Raw genomic sequence first — 19,156 nt, 5'->3', positions numbered from 1 at the left:
CCTCATGCGCGTGCACCTCGGCTGCGACCATGCCGGCCTCGACCTCAAGAGCCACCTCATCGACCGCCTCACCGAGCTCGGTCACGAGCCGGTCGACCACGGTCCGTTCGTCTACGACGCCCTCGACGACTACCCCGTGTTCTGCATCCGCGCCGCCGAGGCCGTGGCACGGGAGCGCGCCGCCGGGCTCGACAGCCTCGGTGTCGTGATCGGCGGCTCCGGCAACGGCGAGCAGATGGCGGCCAACAAGGTGGCGGGCATCCGCTGCGCCCTGGTCCATTCCGACGACACCGCCCGGCTCGCCCGGGAGCACAACGACGCCCAGGTGGTCGCGGTGGGCGGCCGGATGCACAGCCTGGAGGACATGACCCGCTTCGTGGAGCTGTTCCTGGCCGAGCCGTTCCCCGGCGACGGGCGGCACGTACGCCGGATCGGCCAGCTCGAGCACTACGAGCGGACCGGGGAGCGACCGCCGCTGCCCGCCTCGGCCGCCGGCCTCGGACCCGCCGAGGACCAGGACCCCGCCGCAGACCAGGATGCCTGAGGGCCACACCCTCCACCGGCTGGCCCTGGACCTGACCAGCGCGTTCGCGGGGCAGCAGGTGCGGGTGGGCAGCCCACAGGGGCGATTCGAGGACGAGGCGCTCCTGCTCGACGGCGAGGAGGTGGGCGGTGCCCAGGCGTGGGGCAAGCAGCTGTTCGTGCAGTTCCCGGCGGAGCGGTACGTCCACATCCACCTCGGCCTGATCGGGAAGTTCCAGATCACGACCGGCGCCGCCGACCTACCCCCACCTGTCGGCCAGGTACGTCTCCGGCTCGTCGGCCGGCGACCCGACGGCTGGGCGTACGCCGACCTGCGCGGCGCCACCGCCTGCGACCTGTGGGGGCCGGACCAGGTGGCGGCATGCGTGGCCAAACTGGGGCCGGACCCGCTCCGCCCCGAGGCCGACCCCGACCGGGCCTGGGCCAGGATCCGCCGGAGCGACCGGTCCATCGGCGCCCTGCTGATGGACCAGAAGGTGTTGGCCGGCGTCGGCAACGTCTACCGTGCCGAGCTGCTCTTCCGCCATCGCATCGACCCGCAACGGCCGGGGAGCAGCCTGCGCCGTACCCAGTGGAGCGCGATGTGGGAGGACCTGGTCGCGCTGATGGCCGAGGGCGTGCGGCTCGATCGGATCGACACCGTGCGGCCCGAGCACACGCCCGAGCAGATGGGTCGGCCCCCGAGGGTCGACGACCACGGGGGAGAGGTCTACGTGTACCGGCGGGCCGGGCTGCCCTGCCACGTCTGCGGTCGGGAGATCCGGACCCGCATCCTCGAGGGGCGCAACCTGTTCTGGTGCCCGGGGTGTCAACGCACCTACCGCAGCCGGGCCGGGGCGACGAGGGCTTTACAGTAGGAGCCCGAACGCCAACCGGACACGAGCGAGCATGACGAACCAGACCGTGCGCACCCAGCGTCCCCGCCTGCGCAGGCGCCTGGCCGCCCCGGAGACCCGCGTGATCGGCTGGCTGGCGCTGTTCGGGCTCGCGATCCTGGTCGCCGTCCTGCTCGCACCCGGCGCCGTGCCCGTCGGCTGCTTCGCGGTGCCTCTGCTGCTGGGCAGCATGACCCTGGGACCGCGGGTGCTGCCGTGGTACGTCGTCTACATCATGGCTCTGCTGCTCGTCTCTGTGGTCGTGGTGACCGCTCGGGATCTCGCGATCAGCGAGCTCACCATGGGTGCGATCGGGGTCGTGTTCCTGTTGGGCGTGATCGTGCTGATGGTGTCCTTCCGCCGGGTCAGGCTCGGGGTGGCGGGCATCATCGGGGAGTCGATGTTCGTGGAACTGCGCGACCGGATCCTCGACCAGGGAGCTGTCCCGGACCTGCCCCGTGGGTGGCAGGCACACTCCGCCCTCGCCTCGGCGGGAGGCACCCTGTTCGCCGGCGACTTCGTCGTGGCGTCCTGCCCGGCCCCCGGTCGGTTCGAACTCGCCCTCGTCGACGTGTCGGGCAAGGGGCAGGACGCCGGCACCCGGGCGCTGCAGCTCTCCGGCGCCTTCGGGGCGCTGCTGGGTGCGCTCCCGGCCGACCGCTTCCTGCCCGCGGCCAACGACTATCTCAACCGGCAGGGGTGGGACGAGGGGTTCGCCACCGCCGTCCACCTGTCGGTGGATCTGTGCAGCTCCCGCTTCGAGGTGCGTACGGCGGGCCACCCGCCGGCCGTCCTGCTCGGCCCGGCCGGCTCGTGGCGGGTGTTGGAGACCGAGGGGCCGGTCCTGGGCGTGATCCCCGAGGCCGAGTTCGGCGTCGTCCGCGGCTGCCTCGCCCCGGGCGACACCCTCCTGCTCTACACCGACGGGATGGTGGAGGCGCCCGGCACCGACATCGACGCCGGGATCTCCCGGATGTCGGAGCGGGCGGTGTCCGCGCTGTCGGGGGACCTCGACGGGGCGGCCGCCCGGCTCGTCGACGACCTCGGCTCCCGTGAGGACGACCGCGCCCTGGTGCTCCTGAGCCGCGAGTGAGCCGGGTGCCTGAAGCGGGGTGCCGGGCGGGGCGGGTTGTCGGATCGGCCGGTGGGTGTGGCACCATACGACCGGCCGGTGACGGCCACGCGGATGTAGCTCAATGGTAGAGCCCCAGTCTTCCAAACTGGCTACGCGGGTTCGATTCCCGTCATCCGCTCCAGACCTCCCTCCTCGGGCCTCTCGCTCGGGTGATCCCGCCGCCCCGAGCCCGGCCGCGGTCTCCCGGATCCGGGCGGCCACAGGCCCGCGGTCCTCCCGTGATGTCCCAGGGGGCGCCTCGGTTACGCCCCCGCCGGGGTGCTCAACTACTCTGTGCCGGTGGAGAGATCGGTGTGCCGGCGCGTCCGGCCCTCATCCTCCGCACCAAGCCGGCCCCCATCTCGATGAGGGCCTCGTTTGGCGGGGCGTAGCGTAGTGGCTAGCGCGCCTGCTTTGGGAGCAGGAGATCGCAGGTTCGAGTCCTGTCGCCCCGACGGATCGTGGTGTCGGTCCACCCGGACCTTCACCCATGCACCACCTACCCGATGAACAACGACAGGAGAAACCCTGTGAAGAGCGCCGTCGAGACCTTGAACCCCACCCGGGTCAAGCTGACCGTCGAGGTGCCCTTCGAGGAGCTCAAGCCGAGCCTCGACGCGGCGTACAAGCAGATCGCCCAGCAGATCAACGTCCCCGGGTTCCGCCGGGGCAAGGTCCCGCCGCTGGTGATCGACAGGCAGGTCGGCCGCGGCGCGGTGCTCGACCAGGCCGTCAACGACGTCCTCCCGCAGAAGTACATGGAGGCGCTCCAGGAGAACGACCTCGAGCCCCTGGCCCAGCCGGAGGTCGAGCTGACCAAGCTGGAGGACAACCAGGTCCTCGAGTTCACCGCCGAGGTCGACGTCAAGCCCGAGATCACCCTCCCCGACTACGAGGGGCTGGAGGCCGAGGTCGAGGACGCCGAGGTCACCGACGAGGACTTCGACGAGCAGATCACGGCGATGCGCGAGCGCTTCGGCACCCTGAGTGACGTGGAGCGGGCCGCGCAGGACGGCGACTTCGTCGTCATCGACCTGGTCGCCACCAAGGACGGCGAGACCGTCGAGGGCGCCGAGGTCTCCGGGATGAGCTACCAGGTCGGTCGGGGCGGCATGCTCGACGGCCTGGACGAGGCGATCACCGGGCTCTCCGCCGGCGAGGAGAAGGTCTTCACCAGCCAGCTGGTGGGTGGCGACCTGGTCGGTCAGGACGTCGAGGTCACCGTGCGGATCTCGCAGGTCCAGGAGCAGGAGCTTCCCGAGTACGACGACGAGTTCGCCCAGCTCGCCAGCGAGTTCGACACGGTCGAGGAGCTCGCCGCCGACGTGCGTGAGCGGCTCGCGAACGGCAAGCGCCTGGAGCAGGCGGCCGCCGCCCGCGACGCCGTCCTCGAGGTGCTGCTCGACAAGGTCGAGATCCCGCTCCCCGAGGCGATGGTCACCTCCGAGCTGAACGCCCGCCGGGAGAACATCGAGCAGCAGCTCGTCATGGCCGGGATGACGATGGAGAAGTACCTCGAGGACGAGGGCCAGACCGTCGACGAGTTCGAGGCAGACCTCCAGCGCCGGGTCAGTGACGCGGTCGCCGCACAGTTCATCCTCGACGCGATCGCGAAGAAGGACGAGCTCGGCATCGACCAGCAGGAGCTCACCCAGCACATGCTGCGCCGTGCGCAGCAGTCGGGTCAGGACCCGCAGGAGTTCATCAACCACATGTTCGAGCACAACCACGTGCCCGAGCTGGTCCAGGAGATCCTGCGCGGCAAGGCGCTGGCCTCGATCGTCGAGTCCGCGGTGATCAAGGACGCCTCGGGCAACGTCGTGGACCTGAAGAACCTGCAGCCCGACGGCAGCATCGGTGAGCCCGAGGCGACCGACGCTGCGGAGACCGAGAACGCCGAGGAGTCCGAGGAGTCCGAGGAGTCCGAGGAGTCCGAGGAGAAGGCCGAGGCCTGATCCGCTCCCTCCACGTCACGACGCCGCCCCCGCACGAACATCGTGCGGGGGCGGCGTCGTGACGTGGGCCACCCGGGGAGGGCGGGCGGCGGCAGCGGAGGGCCGGTCCTGTCTGCTGTCGGCGAACAGCACCGCAAGACCCGTGGAACTGTCCGTCCTTCCGGCTAGTGTCGGCGTCGTGACTCAGTACTCCAGCCTCCCCGACAACGCAGGGCCGGCTCGTTCCGGGACGGGGCCGTCCATGAGCGGTGACTCCGGGATCAACCTGCTCGACGACAACATCTACAACCGGCTGCTGCGGGAGCGCATCGTCTTCCTCGGCTCCGAGGTCCGCGATCAGAACGCGAACGCCATCTGTGCGCAGCTGCTGCTGCTCTCGGCGGAGGACCCCGAGGCCGACATCTTCCTCCACATCAACAGCCCCGGCGGCTCGGTGGATGCGGGCATGGCGATCTACGACACGATGAACTACATCCCCAACGACGTCGCCACCGTCGGGATGGGGCTGGCCGCCTCGATGGGCCAGTTCCTCCTCTGCGCCGGAGCCAAGGGCAAGCGCTACGCCCTCCCGCACGCGCGGATCATGATGCACCAGCCGTCCTCGGGCATGGGTGGTTCCGCCTCCGACATCAAGATCCAGGCCCAGCAGTCGCTCCACATCAAGAACGTGCTGCTCAACCTGATCGCCACGCACACCGGTCAGAGCCTGGAGCAGGTCACCACCGACGCCGACCGTGACCGCTGGTTCACCGCCGACGAGGCGAAGGAGTACGGCCTGGTCGACCAGGTCATCGCCAGCGCCCGCGAGGCTTCCGCCGAGGGCCGTCCGGCCCACAAGAAGGACTGAGCATGAGCTACTACATCCCGCAGTGGGAAGAGCGCACCTCCTACGGCGTGCGCCGGATCGACCCCTACGCCAAGCTGTTCGAGGAGCGCATCATCTACCTCGGCACGCCGATCAGCGACGATGTCGCCAACGCGGTGATCGCGCAACTGCTGTGCCTGCAGTCGATGAATCCCGACCAGGACATCAGCATCTACATCAACAGCCCCGGCGGCTCATTCACCGCCTGCACGGCGATCTACGACACGATGCAGTTCATCAAGCCCGACGTCCAGACGGTGTGCATGGGCCAGGCCGCCTCGGCCGCGGCCATCCTGCTCGGCGCGGGCACCCGGGGCAAGCGGATGGCCCTGCCCAACAGCCGGATCCTGATCCACCAGCCCTACACCGAGGGCACCTTCGGGCAGACCTCCGACATCGAGATCCAGGCCAACGAGATCCTGCGGATGCGCGAGCTGCTGGAGAAGATGATCGCCGACCACACCGGCCGTTCGCTCGAGGAGGTCAGCTCCGACATCGAGCGCGACAAGATCCTCACCGCCCAGCAGGCGGTCGAGTACGGCATCGTGGACTCCGTGCTCGGCAGCCTCAAGACGCCGGCGATCGCCTGACGTCATGCGTGATCGCTCCCCGTGTCCGTCCTGCCCGCCGGGCCGGGCACGGGGTAGCGTCAGCGAGGTCGACCGGTCCGTGCCGAGGACGATCGACCACCCCCAAGTTCGACCCAGTGGTGAAATGGCCGGTGACGACCGGCACTCGAGAGGATGACCGCCCGTGGCACGCATCGGTGACGGAGGCGACCTGCTGAAGTGCTCCTTCTGTGGGAAGAGCCAGAAGCAGGTCAAGAAGCTGATCGCCGGCCCAGGCGTCTACATCTGCGACGAGTGCATCGACCTGTGCAACGAGATCATCGAGGAGGAGCTCGCCGAGGGCACGGAGGTCGGTCTCGACGAGCTGCCCAAGCCGCGTGAGATCTTCGACTTCCTCAACTCCTACGTGATCGGCCAGGAGCAGGCCAAGAAGTCGCTCGCGGTGGCCGTCTACAACCACTACAAGCGCGTCCAGGCCGGCCTGCAGCCGCTCTCGGGCAAGCACACCAAGGACGAGCAGGTCGAGGTCGCCAAGTCCAACATCTTGGTCATCGGCCCCACCGGCTGCGGCAAGACCTATCTGGCCCAGACCCTGGCCCGCATGCTGAACGTCCCCTTCGCGATCGCCGACGCCACCGCGCTCACCGAGGCCGGCTACGTCGGCGAGGACGTCGAGAACATCCTGCTCAAGCTGATCCAGGCCGCCGACTACGACGTCAAGAAGGCCGAGACCGGCATCATCTACATCGACGAGATCGACAAGGTGGCCCGCAAGGCCGAGAACCCGTCGATCACCCGCGACGTCTCCGGTGAGGGCGTCCAGCAGGCCCTGCTGAAGATCATCGAGGGCACCACTGCCTCGGTGCCGCCGCAGGGCGGCCGCAAGCACCCGCACCAGGAGTTCATCCAGATCGACACGACGAACATCCTCTTCGTCGTGGGCGGTGCCTTCGCCGGACTCGAGCACATCATCGAGCAGCGGGTCGGCAAGAAGACCCTGGGGTTCACCGCCGAGGTGCGCGGCCAGGCGGAGAAGGACGCCGAGGACCTGCTCGAGAAGGTCCGTCCGGAGGACCTCACGAAGTTCGGCCTGATTCCCGAGTTCATCGGGCGGTTGCCGCTGATCGCCAGCGTCAACAAGCTCGACCGTGAGGCACTCGTCCAGATCCTCACCGAGCCGCGCAACGCGTTGGTCAAGCAGTATCAGAAGCTCTTCGACCTCGATGAGGTCGAGCTGGTCTTCACCGACGACGCGGTCGCCGCCATCGCCGAGAAGGCCCTGGAGCGCGGCACCGGCGCTCGGGGTCTCCGCGCGATCATCGAGGAGGTCCTCCTCCACGTGATGTACGACGTCCCCTCCCGGGGTGACGTCGCCAAGGTCATCGTCACCGGCGAGGCCGTCACCGGCGAGGCAACCCCCACCCTGGAGCCACGCGCCGTGGAGACCAAGAAGAAGAAGTCCGCCTGAGCCACGTCTGACGCCAACGGGCCGCCCTCCTGCATCGGAGGGCGGCCCGTTTGTCTTGCGCCGTCGAGTTGGTCGTGCCGGACGGTTGAGTTGGTCGTGCCGGACGGTTGAGTTGGTCGTGCCGGACGGTCGAGTTGGGCAATTCGGACACCCTGCCGCGGCCCCAGAGGTGATGGACCGCGGGGACGGAGTCGATCGTCCATGGGGACCGACTCGATCGTCCATGGGGACCGACTCGCTCGTCCGCGAGGACCGACTCAACCGTCCACGAGGACCGACTCAACCGGCCACGGGGCCCGACTCAACGGAAGAGGGGCCCCGGGGGCGGGCGGTGAGGGGTCAGTCGGTCACTGGAGCGATCTCGGCCTCGGCGGAGAGCTCGCCGGCCGCGGGGTCCACGGTGAAGACGAGGTCGCCTTCGATCACGCCAGTACGACGCAGGTCGTCGGCGGCGATGCGGGCACCCTCCACCAGGGGCTCCGGGCCGGTGATGACCACCCGGCCGAGCGGGGTGCGCATCTTCACCTTGGCGGCCGACTTGGCGCCGCGGATGCCGGACAGGGCAGCGGCGACGGCGTCCAGGGGGGCCGGGTCGGCGGCGGCGGCGGAGCCCAGCTCCAGTTCGGTGGGCCAGCTGCTGCGGTGGATCGAGCCCTCCTGCCACCACGACCAGACCTCTTCGGTGACGTAGGGCAGGGACGGTGCGAGCAGGCGCAGCTGTGCGTGCAGCGCGATCGCGAGGGTGGCCTTGGCCGACGCGGTGCCGGAGCGTGCCGCGGAGTCCTCCTCGTCGGGCTGGGCGTAGGCCCGCTCCTTGACCAGTTCGAGGTAGTCGTCGCAGAAGTCCCAGAAGAACTTCTCGGTGGTCTCCAGCGCGGTGGTGTAGTCGTAGGCCTCGAACGCCTCGGTGGCGCGGGTGATGACGGTGCACAGCCGGCCGAGCAGGGCACAGTCGATCGGCTCGGACACCTCGAACGGGTTGATCTCGGTCGCCTGCACCCGGTCGAGCACGAACTTGGAGGCGTTGAGCACCTTCATCGCCAGTCGGCGGCCGACCTTCATCTGGGTCTCGTCGAACGGCGAGTCGAGGCCGGGGCGGGCCATCGCGGCACGCCAGCGGACGGCGTCCGCGCCGAACTTGTCGAGGGTCTCGGTCGGGACGACGACGTTGCCCTTCGACTTCGACATCTTCTTCCGGTCGGGGTCGAGGATGAACCCGGAGATCATCGCGTGCGACCACGGGACCGCACCGTTCTCCAGCCTCGCCCGGGCCACCCGGCTGAACAGCCAGGTTCGGATGATGTCGTGCGCGTTGGTGCACAGGTCCATCGGGAAGACCCGCTCGAACAGGTCGGGGTCGGTCTCCCACCCGCCGGCGATCTGCGGGGTCAGCGAGGAGGTGGCCCAGGTGTCCATCACATCGGGGTCACCGATGAAGCCACCGGCCTGACCGCGCTGCTCCTCGGTGTACCCCTCGGGCGCGTCGGTGGACGGGTCGATCGGCAGCTGCGCCTCGGTGGGCAGCAGCGGCTGGTCGTAGTCGGGCTCGCCGTCGGCGTCCAGGCGATACCAGACCGGGAACGGGATGCCGAAGAAGCGCTGGCGGGAGATCAGCCAGTCACCGTTCAGGCCGCCCACCCAGTTGTCGTAGCGGTGCCGCATGTGCTCGGGCACCCAGGTGATGGACTCGCCGTCCTGGATCAGGGCGTTGCGCAGGTCGGCATCGCGGCCGCCGTTGGTGATGTACCACTGCCGGGTGGCGACGATCTCGAGCGGCTTGTCGCCCTTCTCGTAGAAGTTGGCCATCCGCTGGGTCGGCTTGGGCTCGCCGTCGAGGTCGCCGGACTCCTTCAGCTTGGCGACCATCGTCTCGCGGGCGCTGTGCACGGTCTTGCCCTGCAGTTCCTCGTACGCCGCGGCAGCCGCCTCACCGGAGAGCCACTCCGGCGTCTCCCGGCTGAACCGCCCGTCGCGGCCGATCACGGTGCGGACCGGGAGCTGGAGCTCGCGCCACCACTGGACGTCGGTGAGGTCGCCGAAGGTGCAGCACATCGCGATGCCCGCGCCCTTGTCCATCTCGGCGGCGGGGTGGGCCAGCACCGGGATCTGGACACCGAAGATCGGCGAGGTGACGGTGGTGCCGAACAGATCGGCGTACCGCTCGTCGTCGGGGTGGGCGATCAGGGCGACCACGCTGGCGATCAGTTCGGGACGGGTGGTCTCGATGTGCACCGGGGTGCCGTCCGGCCGGTGGAACGCGACCCGGTGGTAGGCGCCGGCGTACTCACGCGCCTCGAGCTCGGCCTGGGCGACGGCGGTCTGGAAGGTGACATCCCACAGGGTGGGGGCCTCCTGCAGGTAGGCCTCGCCGCGGGCCAGGTTGCGCAGGAACGCGCGCTGGGAGGCGACCCGGGCCTTGGCACCGATGGTGGTGTAGTGCTGCGCCCAGTCGACCGAGAGCCCCAGGGTGCGCCACAGCGCCTCGAAGGCCTGCTCGTCCTGGGTCACCAACTGCTCACACAGTTCGATGAAGTTGGGGCGGCTGATCGGCGTCTGCCGCTTGCCGTCCGGCTTCTCCGGCGGGGTGAAGTCGGGGTCGTAGGGCAGGGTCGGGTCGCATCGGACCCCGAAGTAGTTCTGCACCCGCCGCTCGGTCGGCAGGCCGTTGTCGTCCCACCCCATCGGGTAGAAGATCGTCTTGCCCCGCATCCGCTGGAAACGGGCGATCAGGTCGGTGTGGGTGTAGGAGAACACGTGGCCGACGTGCAGGCTGCCGCTCACCGTGGGCGGGGGCGTGTCGATCGCGTAGACGTTCTCACGGGGCTGGGTGCGGTCGAAGGCGTAGGTGTCGTCAGCCTTCCACTGCGCGCTCCACTTACCCTCGAGACCCTCGAGCGCGGGCTTCTCGGGTACGACGACGGCGCGTGGTGCGCTCGTCGTGTCGGTGCCCCCGGGCGCCTGCGTGCTGTTCTGGATCTCCGTCATGGACGAAATCCTAGGCGTCGGGGGCCCCGGCCCCGAAACCGGTTGTGATTCCGGCCGCCGGACCACTGCCGCCTAGACTTGCCCGGCGATGACCGAGTCCGATGCACCGATGCAGTCCCCCCGTCCGGCCGAGACCCTGGCGGAGGTCGAGGACGCGCTGTTGTCCCGTTGGCCGGAGACCCGGCTGGAGGCGTCCCTGGACCGGATCCGTGCCTTCACCGAGCTGCTCGGCGATCCGCAGGCGGCCTACCCCGTCATCCATCTCACCGGCACCAACGGCAAGACCTCGACCAGTCGGATGATCGACTCCCTGCTGCGCACCCTCGAGCTGCGCACCGGTCGCTTCACCAGTCCGCACGTGGAGAAGATCAGCGAGCGGATCAGCGTCGACGGCGAGCCGCTGAGCGACGAGGAGTTCGTGCGCGCGTTCAACGACGTGGCGCCGTACACCCATCTTGTCGACGCCGACCAGCCGTACCCGTTGTCCTTCTTCGAGACGGTGGTCGGCATGGCCTATGCCGCCTTCGCCGAGGCGCCGGTCGACGTCGCGGTCGTCGAGGTGGGCATGGGCGGCTCGTGGGATGCCACCAACGTGATGGATGCCAAGGTCGCGGTGGTGACTCCCATCGCGGTCGACCACAGCAGCTACCTCGGTACGACGCCGGCTGCGATCGCGACCGAGAAGTCCGGGATCATCAAGCCCGGCGCGGTCGCGGTGCTGGCCCAGCAGGAGCCCGAGGCGGCCGAGGTGCTGCTGGCGCGTGCCACCGAGGTGGGGGCCACCGTGGCCCGGGAGGGGGTCGAGTTCGGCGTGGTCTCCCGTACCCCCGCGGTCGGCGGCCAACTGGTCTCGCTGCAGGGGCTGCGTGGTCGCTACGACGACCTGTTCCTGCCGCTGTACGGCGCCCACCAGGCCCAGAACGCAGTCCTCGCGCTCGCCGCCGTCGAGGCGTTCGTGGGCGGCGGGGAGCCGCTCGGGGACGACCTCGTCCGGGCGGCCTTCGCCGAGGCCACCTCGCCCGGTCGCCTCGAGGTCGTCCGGCGCTCGCCGACCATCGTGCTCGACGCCGCGCACAACCCGCACGGGGCGGCGGCCGCCGTGGCGGCACTGGACGACTCGTTCTCCTTCCGCCCGCTCGTCGGCGTGCTGAGCGTGATGGGGGACAAGGACGCCGAGGGGTTGCTCGCCGCGTTCGAGCCCGCCCTGGACATGCTGGTGGTGACCCGCAACTCCACCGACCGGGCCATGCACGCCGAGCGGCTCGGCGAGCTCGCCACCGAGATCTACGGAGAGGACCGGGTGCGCGTGGTTCCTGGGCTCGCCGAGGCGATCGAGGCGGCCGTGACCCTGGCCGAGGAGGGCACCACCGACTCGATCGGCTCGGGTGCCGTGCTGGTCACCGGATCGGTGGTCACCGTCGGTGAGGCGCGAGTGTTGCTGGGCGGTGCGAAGTGAGCGCAGAACGCGAGAAGTCGCCGCGGCGCGGCATGTGCGCCGCCGTCCTGGCGCTGGAGGCGATCACCGTCGGCCTGGCCACCCCGGTGCTGATCTCGATCGAGAACGTCGGGGTGGGGCTGGCGCTCACCCTCGGGCTCGGCCTGTGTGTGATCTGCCTGGTGCTCTCCGGGATGCTGCGCCGGCCGTGGGCCTACACCGCCGGTTGGGTGGTGCAGGTCGCCGCCATCGCGATGGGCTTCCTCACCCCGATCATGTTCGTGCTGGGGATCGTGTTCGCCATCCTGTGGGCGATGGCCGACCTGCTCGGCCGCAAGATCGACCGGGAGCGGGCGGCGGCGTACGCGGCCCTCGACGCGCAACTGGCTGCGGAGTCGGGCGAGACCGGGCAGGATGTCGGCTGACCGCTGACCCCGTCCCTCGGAGGCCCGATGTCCGGCACGATCCGCAGCATCCACCGCTACCCGGTGAAGTCGATGGGCGGGGAGGACCTGGACCGCTGCGAGGTCGACGGTCAGGGGTTGGTCGGTGACCACCGGTTCGCCCTGGTCGACGTCGCGACCGGCAAGATCCTCAGTGCCAAGCGGCCGCGCCGCTGGGCCGGCCTGTTGGACTTCTCCGCCGCGTACGCCGGTGAGCCCGTGGCCGGCGAACCGCTGCCGCCGGTGCGGATCACCTGTCCGGACGGCACGGTCGTCTCCGGCGACGACCCGCAGGTCGACGAGGCGCTCTCCCGGGTGCTGGGCACCGCGGTGCGGCTCACCGATGTGGGCGCGCTGGCCGGGCAGACCATGGAGATGGTGTGGCCCGAGGACCAGCCGCTCAACGGCTTCGCCCGCGACGCGGAGCGCAACGACGACGGTGAGCGGCAGGTGGACATCCAGTCGCCCCCGGGGCGCTCCTACGACGTGGCCGCCCTGCATCTGCTCACCAGTTCCTCGCTCGACCTGCTGGAACGGGCGAGTCCGGAGGCCGCCCCCGGCGCGTTCGATCCGCGGCGCTACCGCCCGAACCTCGTGATCGACTCCGTCGGCGAGGGCTTCGTGGAGAACGGGTGGGTCGGCCGCACCGTGCACGTCGGTGCGGTGGCCGCCCGGGTCTTCATGCCGACCGTGCGCTGCGTCATGACCACCCTCGGTCATGCCGGGCTGCCGGCCGACCGCGACGGGTTGCACGGGGTCATCCGGGCCAACACCCTGCCCGTCGAACCGTTCGGCGAGTGGGCCTGTCTGGGCGCCTACGCCGGCGTCGCCGCCCCCGGCGTCCTGGCCGTGGGCGACCCGGTGCGGGCCGAGTAGTCCGGGCCCCGAGGCCGTGCGGGCAGGGGCTGTCGTCGTGGAGCAGGACTCCTTCGCGATCTCCTACTGACCGAGGCCCCGGGTCAGTGCGTCGAGGGCGCGGTCGAGTTCGTCGTCGGTGACACCGCCGAACCCGACCACGAGGCCGGTCAGGCCGCTGCTGCGGGAGTAGTCGCGCAGCAGGTTGATCTCGAACCCGGCCAGGCGAGCGGAGTCGCGGGCCCGAACGGCGTCGGCGTGGGGGAGCAGCCAGGTGGAGTACATCCCTGCCAGCGGGCCGGCGAGTTCGGCGTACGGCGCGAGCGCGGCCGCGACGCGGGGCGCCCGCTCGGCGTACACCCGACGGGCGGTGCGGACCACCTTGTCGACCCAGCCGTCGCGCAGCAGGGTGAGCAGGGCGCGCTGGGAGGGCCAGGCGGCGCCGGCGTGGGTCACCCTGCGCCGGTGGGTGATCGCCGCGGTGAGCGACGCCGGGGCGACCAGCCAGCCCAGCCTCAGCGTGGGGGAGACGATCTTGGCCGCGGTGCCGAGGTAGGCGACCCGGCCGCGGTCCAGGCTCGCCAGGGCCGGCACCGGTGCGACGTCGTAGCGGAACTCGGAGTCGAAGTCGTCCTCGACCACGACCGCCCCGGCGGCCGCGGCGGCTGCGAGCAGGCCGAGCCGGTCCGCCGCGGACATCACCATGCCCAGCGGGTGCTGGTGGGCCGGGGTGACGTACGCCGCCACGCAGCCGCGCAGATCGGTGACCGGTTCGCCGGCGCGCAGGTCGACCACCCGGCGCCCGGCCAGTCGGACCGTTTCGACGGCGGCGCGGTAGCCCGGATCCTCCACCGCGACGGGCCCCTGCGGCAGTTCGGGCAGCAGGTTCCGTAGGCCGTCAGCGGTGCCCGCGGTGACCAGCACCTCGTCGGGATCGACGTCGAGGCCACGGGTGCGAGCGAGCCGGTCGGCGAGGGCGCGGCGGAGCTCGGGCAGGCCGCGGGGGTCGTCGTACCCGCGCGGGGGAGCGGCGGCCGAGACCTCGCGCCACGCCCGTCGCCAGCCGGCTCGGTGGACCGGGTCGATCCAGGGTGTTCCGGTGTCGAGCCGGACCAGGGTGGGACCGGGGCTCGGCGCCGGTCGGACGGCGGGTGGAGGGGAGACGCCGGCGAGGGCGGTGGGCGCGACGTAGGTGCCCGCGCCCCGTCGGGTGTGCAGCCAACCCTCGGCGAGGAGCTGCTCGTAGGCCTGCTCCGCCACCGAGCGGGACACCCCGAGGTCACCGGCCAGTGCCCGGCTGGACGGCAGTCGGTCCGCACGGCGCAGCGTCCCCGCCATCACCAGGCCGCGGATCTGGGCGGCGATCTGGGCGGGCAGTGGGTCGGACGCCGCCCGGTCCACTCGGAGGGGGAGTGTGGGCATCGGAGTGTCCTGTCGAAATGCCGGTCGATTGGCCCGTGCGTCCAGGCCACTACCCGTTCAGGATAGGGGCCATGACCACCGCGACCGCCGCACCGCTCTCGCCCACCCCCCGCACCAGCCCCACCCGAGGCCGCAACCGCACGGTTGCGGAACGGGACCACCTCCTGGCCTTCCTCGACGAGGCCCTGCTGGCCCACCTCGGGGTCTGGGCCGGCGGGCACCCGGTCGTGCTGCCCACGGCGTACGCCGTCGACCCGGACGGGCCCGATGAGGGGGGCAGCCTCTACCTGCACGGTTCGGTCGGGGCGGGCTGGCTGGCTCGTGCCCTCGAGCACGACGTCTGCGTCACCGTCACCGAGCTCGACGGCCTGGTGGCGGCCCGGAGCGGGTTCCACCACTCGATGAACTACCGCAGTGCGGTGGTCATCGGCCGAGCCCGCCGGGTGGAGGACGAGCAGGAACGCCGGCACGCCCTCGACCTCGTCGTCGACCAGATGATCCCCGGTCGGTCCGCCAGCCTGCGTCCGCCGACACGCAAGGAGCTCGCCGCGACCGTGGTGCTCGCCCTGCCGCTGGCCGAGGCGAGCATGAAGCGGCGGGCCGAGGGTCCGGTCGACGATCCCGAGGACATCGCGGCCGGCATCTGGGGCGGCGTCATCCCCTTGCGCCGGGTCGCCGGCGGCCCGGTGAGCGACCAGGACTCCGATCCGAGCCGGGTGCCGGCCGACGTCGCGGACCGGGCCGCCGGGTTCCGCTGAGCGGGTGGTGCCCTAGGCTGCGCCCCATGACCCAGCGCACCTTCGTGATCATCAAGCCTGACGCGGTCCGCCGTGGCCTGGTGGGTGAGGTCCTCTCCCGGTTCGAGGCGAAGGGCCTCGCCATCGTGGCGATGGAGCAGCGGATCATCGACGCGGAGATGGCCGACACCCACTACGCCGAGCACGTCGAGCGCGACTTCTACCCGCCGCTGCGGACCTTCGTCACGAGCGGTCCGCTGGTGGCACTGGTGCTCGAGGGCGACGAGGCGATCGAGGTGGTCCGCGCCCTCAACGGCGCCACCGACGGACGCAAGGCCGCGCCCGGCACGATCCGGGGCGACCTGTCCCTCTCCAACCGCGAGAACCTCGTGCACGGCTCTGACTCCGAGGAGTCAGCGGCGCGCGAGATCGCGCTCTGGTTCCCCGGCTTCTGACCCCACGGGCGTCCTGATCCGCCGGCTGCGCCGTCCCGTTCGCAGCCGCACCCCAGCGGCGTGCTCGTCCAGCGACTCGACGAGCGGCAGGCGGGCGGATCGGCGCTGAGATCGGGATCACGTTCCCCGGGTTTCGAGAGATGTGATCCGGGGAACACCCGGCCCATGCGCGTGCGCCCTTGCCCTGCCCCCTCGCGCGCTCCGTCCCCCGGAGCGCCCCTGCCTCGGCAGCAACCGGAGAGCGAAGTCGTCATCCTCACGCCGCAGTCCTCAGAGCCCTCGTCCGCCAGCAACACCGGTAACACCGCCGACGCCGCCTCGCCCGCGTCCTCGGATGCCGACCCGAAGCCCGCCTCCGACGACATGTTGCTGGCCGCCGAGGCGGCGGTCGAGGTGACCGTGCAGGGGCTCGCCCCGTGGCTCCCCGAGGCCGAGCAGCGCGAGACCCGGTGGCGGACGGCCGGCGAGGGCGCGGTCAAGAGGGTGGGCCTGGTCGTCGACCGGGGTCATGGACGTCCGGAGAGACTCGAGGCGCTGGCCGGCACCCTCGAGGGAGCCGGCTGGGAGGTGCTCCGCGGCGACGGTGCCGAGCAGGGGTTCACCGCCCGGTCGGAGGAGCAGACCTTCGCGGCGTCGTACACGCCGGGTGAGGACGTGCTGACCATCCGGATCGAGGGTGCCGCCGTGTACGTCGGGGACCGGGCCGGGAGGTTGGCCGACGGGTCCTGAGCCCGCCCGACTGCGTCACCGCTCGAAACGGTCCGGCCGGTTCCGCCGACCGGCGAGTCCCGTGAGTCACATACACCACACCCGTCACGGCGTGCCTCCCGGGGGAGGGGCGGGAGTCGACCTAGCCTCGTCCACGGGTCGGGCCGTCCTGCCTGCCCCACCTTCCCCGAGACCAGGACGACGAGGACAGGCATGGCGAACAGCTTCATCGGCCGTGACATGGCGGTGGACCTCGGTACCGCCAACACGCTGGTGTACGTGCGTGGCAAGGGCGTGCTCGTCGACGAGCCCAGCGTCGTCGCCGTCAACCAGACCACCGGCGAACTCCTCGCCGTCGGGCACGAGGCCAAGCGGATGCTCGGCCGCACCCCCGAGAACATCGTCGCACTGCGCCCCCTCGAGGACGGCGTGATCGCCGACTTCGAGGCGTGCGAGCAGATGCTGCGCTACTTCATCCACCAGGTGCACCGGCGGCGCTACTTCGCCAAGCCGCGCCTGGTCATCTGCGTGCCGAGCGGGATCACCACCGTGGAGCAGCGCGCCGTCAAGGAGGCGGGCTACCAGGCCGGCGCCCGACGGGTCTACATCATCGAGGAGCCGATGGCCGCGGCCATCGGAGCGGGCCTGCCGGTCCACCTGCCCACCGGAAACATGGTGGTCGACGTGGGCGGCGGCACCACCGAGGTGGCGGTGATCAGCCTCGGCGGCATCGTGACCAGCATCAGCGTGCAGACCGCCGGCGACGACCTCGACGCCGCCCTGGTGACCTGGATGAAGAAGGAGCACGGGCTGCTGCTGGGCGAACGCACCGCCGAGGAGGTCAAGATGACGCTCGGCTCGGCGTGGCCCTCGAGCAACGAGCCCGAGGCCGAGATCCGCGGCCGCGACCTCGTGTCGGGCCTCCCGCGGACCGTCTCGGTCCGCAGCTCCGAGCTGCGCACGGCCATGGACGAACCGCTGAGCACCATCGTCGATGCCGTCCGCGCCACCCTCGACCAGACCCCGCCCGAGCTCGCCGGCGACATCATGGACCGCGGGATCGTGCTCACCGGCGGCGGTGCCCTGCTGCGCGGCCTGGACGAGCGGCTCCGCCACGAGACCGGGATGCCGGTGCACGTGGCCGAGAACCCGCTGGCCTCGGTCGCCCTGGGCTCCGGCCGCTGTGTCGAGGAGTTCGAAGCGCTCCAGCAGGTCCTGATCTCCGAGACCCGGCGGTTCTGAGATGACCCTGCTCCACGAACGTCCTCTGCGCCGGGAGACCGGCGCGCGGCCCGGCCGGCTCGGCGGCCGCCCGCCGGGGGACCCCCGCGGCCCCAGGCGAGCGACCCTGGTGGCGCTCCTGCTGGCCTCGGCGACCCTCATCACCGTGGACGCCTCCACCGGAGCCCTCGAGCCTGCCCGGCAGGCGGCGGGGGCGGTCTTCGGTCCGGCCGAGTCCACGGCGGCGACGGTCGCCCGCCCGCTGACCTCGATCCCGGACTGGTTCCGCACCCAGTCGGACCTGACCGACCAGGTCGCCGCCCTGGAGGAGGAGAACGACGAGCTGCGCGGCCAACTGGCCACCCGGCCCTACGACCGGGCCAAGCTCGCCTCCTACGAGGGCCTGACCCGCACCGCCGAGCAGATCGGGTACGCCGTCGTGCCGGCCCGCGTGATCGGCCTCGGTCCCGCCCAGAGCTTCTCGCTCACCGCCACCATCGACGCCGGCTCGGACGCCGGCCTGCGCCCGGACATGACCGTGGTCAGCTCGGAGGGGTTGGTCGGGCGGGTCCTGCGGGTCACCGCCTCCACCGCCACGGTCCTCTCGATCAGCGATCCCGAGTCCGTCGTCGGCGGCCGGGTCGGAGACAGCGGCGAGGCCGGGTTCGTGCACGGTACCGGCGGGGTGGGGGAGAAGACCCGGCTCGACCTCGAACTGCTGGACCAGACCGAGGTGCCCCGCCGCGGAGCCCCGGTGGTGACCTGGGGGAGCAACCGCGGGGCGCCGTACGTCTCCGGCGTGCCGATCGGGCAGGTGACCGCGGTCTACTCCAGCGTGCGCGACTCCTCCCAGCGTGCCGAGGTGCGGCCCTTCGTCGACTTCGCCGAACTCGACGTCGTCGGGGTGGTCGTGCCCTCGGGCACCGAGAGCGACCGGGCGATCATCGAGGCAGACGGAGAGTTGCGATGACCCTGGTGCGCGGTGTCCTGATCGCCGTGGTGATCTCCCTCGCGGTGGTGCTCCAGACCTCGGTCCTGTCCGGCTTCGCCTGGCGCGGGGTCGTTCCCGACCTGGCGCTGCTGGTGGTCATCGCCCTGGCCCTGACCCTGGGCGGACGGGTCGCGCTGCCGGTGGCGTTCGCGACCGGCCTCCTCCTCGACCTGGTCCCACCCGCCGACCACGCGGCCGGACGCTGGGCACTGGCGCTGGTGCTGGCCGCCTACGTCGCGGCCCGGTTCCGGCCCGAGGACCGGACCGGACCGAGCGCCACCGCGACGGTGGCCACGGTTGCGGCCTGTTCCTTCCTCGCCACCAGCGTCTTCGCCCTCAGCGGACTGATCCTCGGCGATCCCATGGTGCCGGTGTCCGACCTGCTCTGGGTGATCGCGGTCGCGGTGGCGATCGACGTGCTGATCACCCCACTGGTGATGCCTCCGCTGCTGTGGTGGCTGCGTCGCTTCTCCCACGACCCGCAGCCCGACCTGTCGCCGATGCGGGGCTAGCCG

At 71.1% G+C, this 19,156-nt stretch carries 18 protein-coding genes and 2 tRNA genes; 18 read left to right on the top strand and 2 right to left on the bottom strand.

Going from position 1 to position 19,156, the window contains the following annotated elements; genetic code table 11:
• Positions 1 to 4: 4 nt before the first annotated feature.
• The 9 genes from G515_RS0103670 (at position 5) to clpX (ending at position 7,389) form a co-directional block, all read left to right on the top strand.
• Positions 5 to 544 (top strand): ribose-5-phosphate isomerase, encoded by a 540-nt coding sequence (locus G515_RS0103670; protein ID WP_028659056.1) that lies wholly within the window; start codon positions 5 to 7, stop codon positions 542 to 544.
• A complete protein-coding gene (locus G515_RS0103665; protein WP_028659055.1) occupies positions 537 to 1,400 on the top strand; it encodes an Fpg/Nei family DNA glycosylase in 864 nt (287 codons plus the stop codon). The genes G515_RS0103670 and G515_RS0103665 overlap by 8 nt, the downstream gene beginning before the upstream one ends.
• A 31-nt stretch (positions 1,401 to 1,431) precedes the next feature.
• Positions 1,432 to 2,511: a PP2C family protein-serine/threonine phosphatase gene (locus tag G515_RS0103660; protein WP_028659054.1), complete on the top strand. Its 1,080-nt coding sequence runs from the start codon at positions 1,432 to 1,434 to the stop codon at positions 2,509 to 2,511.
• Positions 2,512 to 2,600: 89 nt separating this feature from the next.
• Positions 2,601 to 2,674, top strand: a tRNA-Gly gene (locus G515_RS0103655).
• 240 nt (positions 2,675 to 2,914) lie between these two features.
• Positions 2,915 to 2,987, top strand: a tRNA-Pro gene (locus G515_RS0103650).
• A gap of 75 nt (positions 2,988 to 3,062) precedes the next feature.
• Complete coding sequence (tig, locus tag G515_RS0103645) at positions 3,063 to 4,487, top strand: trigger factor (RefSeq protein WP_028659053.1); 1,425 nt, start codon at positions 3,063 to 3,065, stop codon at positions 4,485 to 4,487.
• Between the two features lie 241 nt (positions 4,488 to 4,728).
• Complete coding sequence (locus G515_RS0103640) at positions 4,729 to 5,334, top strand: ATP-dependent Clp protease proteolytic subunit (protein WP_028659052.1); 606 nt, start codon at positions 4,729 to 4,731, stop codon at positions 5,332 to 5,334.
• A gap of 2 nt (positions 5,335 to 5,336) precedes the next feature.
• Positions 5,337 to 5,942, top strand: a complete 606-nt coding sequence (locus G515_RS0103635; protein WP_028659051.1) for an ATP-dependent Clp protease proteolytic subunit — start codon at positions 5,337 to 5,339, stop codon at positions 5,940 to 5,942.
• Positions 5,943 to 6,105: 163 nt separating this feature from the next.
• Positions 6,106 to 7,389 (top strand): ATP-dependent Clp protease ATP-binding subunit ClpX, encoded by a 1,284-nt coding sequence (gene clpX / locus G515_RS0103630; protein ID WP_028659050.1) that lies wholly within the window; start codon positions 6,106 to 6,108, stop codon positions 7,387 to 7,389.
• A gap of 339 nt (positions 7,390 to 7,728) precedes the next feature.
• Here the strand turns inward: clpX and valS are convergent, their stop codons facing one another.
• Positions 7,729 to 10,374, bottom strand: coding sequence for a valine--tRNA ligase (gene valS / locus G515_RS0103625; RefSeq protein WP_028659049.1), 2,646 nt, complete (start codon positions 10,372 to 10,374; stop codon positions 7,729 to 7,731).
• 88 nt (positions 10,375 to 10,462) lie between these two features.
• Between valS and folC the strand changes: the two genes are divergently transcribed.
• The 3 genes from folC to G515_RS0103610 are packed head-to-tail and all read left to right on the top strand — an operon-like array spanning position 10,463 to position 13,128.
• On the top strand, positions 10,463 to 11,830 hold the full coding sequence (folC, locus tag G515_RS0103620; RefSeq protein WP_028659048.1) for a bifunctional tetrahydrofolate synthase/dihydrofolate synthase: 1,368 nt from the start codon (positions 10,463 to 10,465) through the stop codon (positions 11,828 to 11,830).
• A complete protein-coding gene (locus G515_RS0103615) occupies positions 11,827 to 12,234 on the top strand; it encodes a DUF4233 domain-containing protein (protein WP_245565182.1) in 408 nt (135 codons plus the stop codon). Before folC ends, G515_RS0103615 begins: the two co-directional genes overlap by 4 nt.
• Positions 12,235 to 12,261: 27 nt before the next feature.
• Positions 12,262 to 13,128, top strand: coding sequence for an MOSC domain-containing protein (locus tag G515_RS0103610; RefSeq protein WP_036553842.1), 867 nt, complete (start codon positions 12,262 to 12,264; stop codon positions 13,126 to 13,128).
• A gap of 63 nt (positions 13,129 to 13,191) precedes the next feature.
• On the opposite strand, the gene pdxR is transcribed toward G515_RS0103610, so the two are convergent.
• Positions 13,192 to 14,529: a MocR-like pyridoxine biosynthesis transcription factor PdxR gene (gene pdxR / locus G515_RS0103605; protein ID WP_028659045.1), complete on the bottom strand. Its 1,338-nt coding sequence runs from the start codon at positions 14,527 to 14,529 to the stop codon at positions 13,192 to 13,194.
• A gap of 71 nt (positions 14,530 to 14,600) precedes the next feature.
• On the opposite strand from pdxR, the gene G515_RS0103600 reads away from it, so the two are divergent.
• The 6 genes from G515_RS0103600 (at position 14,601) to mreD (ending at position 19,153) form a co-directional block, all read left to right on the top strand.
• Positions 14,601 to 15,287: a pyridoxamine 5'-phosphate oxidase family protein gene (locus G515_RS0103600; protein WP_028659044.1), complete on the top strand. Its 687-nt coding sequence runs from the start codon at positions 14,601 to 14,603 to the stop codon at positions 15,285 to 15,287.
• Positions 15,288 to 15,313: 26 nt separating this feature from the next.
• Positions 15,314 to 15,721, top strand: coding sequence for a nucleoside-diphosphate kinase (gene ndk / locus G515_RS0103595; protein ID WP_028659043.1), 408 nt, complete (start codon positions 15,314 to 15,316; stop codon positions 15,719 to 15,721).
• A 363-nt stretch (positions 15,722 to 16,084) separates the two neighbouring features.
• Positions 16,085 to 16,450, top strand: a complete 366-nt coding sequence (locus tag G515_RS23445; RefSeq protein ID WP_028659042.1) for a hypothetical protein — start codon at positions 16,085 to 16,087, stop codon at positions 16,448 to 16,450.
• Between the two features lie 192 nt (positions 16,451 to 16,642).
• Complete coding sequence (locus G515_RS0103585; RefSeq protein ID WP_028659041.1) at positions 16,643 to 17,671, top strand: rod shape-determining protein; 1,029 nt, start codon at positions 16,643 to 16,645, stop codon at positions 17,669 to 17,671.
• A gap of 1 nt (position 17,672) precedes the next feature.
• On the top strand, positions 17,673 to 18,620 hold the full coding sequence (gene mreC / locus G515_RS19350) for a rod shape-determining protein MreC (RefSeq protein ID WP_051217803.1): 948 nt from the start codon (positions 17,673 to 17,675) through the stop codon (positions 18,618 to 18,620).
• On the top strand, positions 18,617 to 19,153 hold the full coding sequence (mreD, locus tag G515_RS0103575) for a rod shape-determining protein MreD (RefSeq protein ID WP_028659040.1): 537 nt from the start codon (positions 18,617 to 18,619) through the stop codon (positions 19,151 to 19,153). Before mreC ends, mreD begins: the two co-directional genes overlap by 4 nt.
• Positions 19,154 to 19,156 lie beyond the last annotated feature (3 nt).

This window comes from Nocardioides insulae DSM 17944 (assembly GCF_000422825.1).
GTDB lineage: Bacteria > Actinomycetota > Actinomycetes > Propionibacteriales > Nocardioidaceae > Nocardioides > Nocardioides insulae.
The sequence above is the reverse complement of the archived record's forward strand: the minus strand, read 5'-3'. Positions and strand labels throughout refer to the sequence as shown.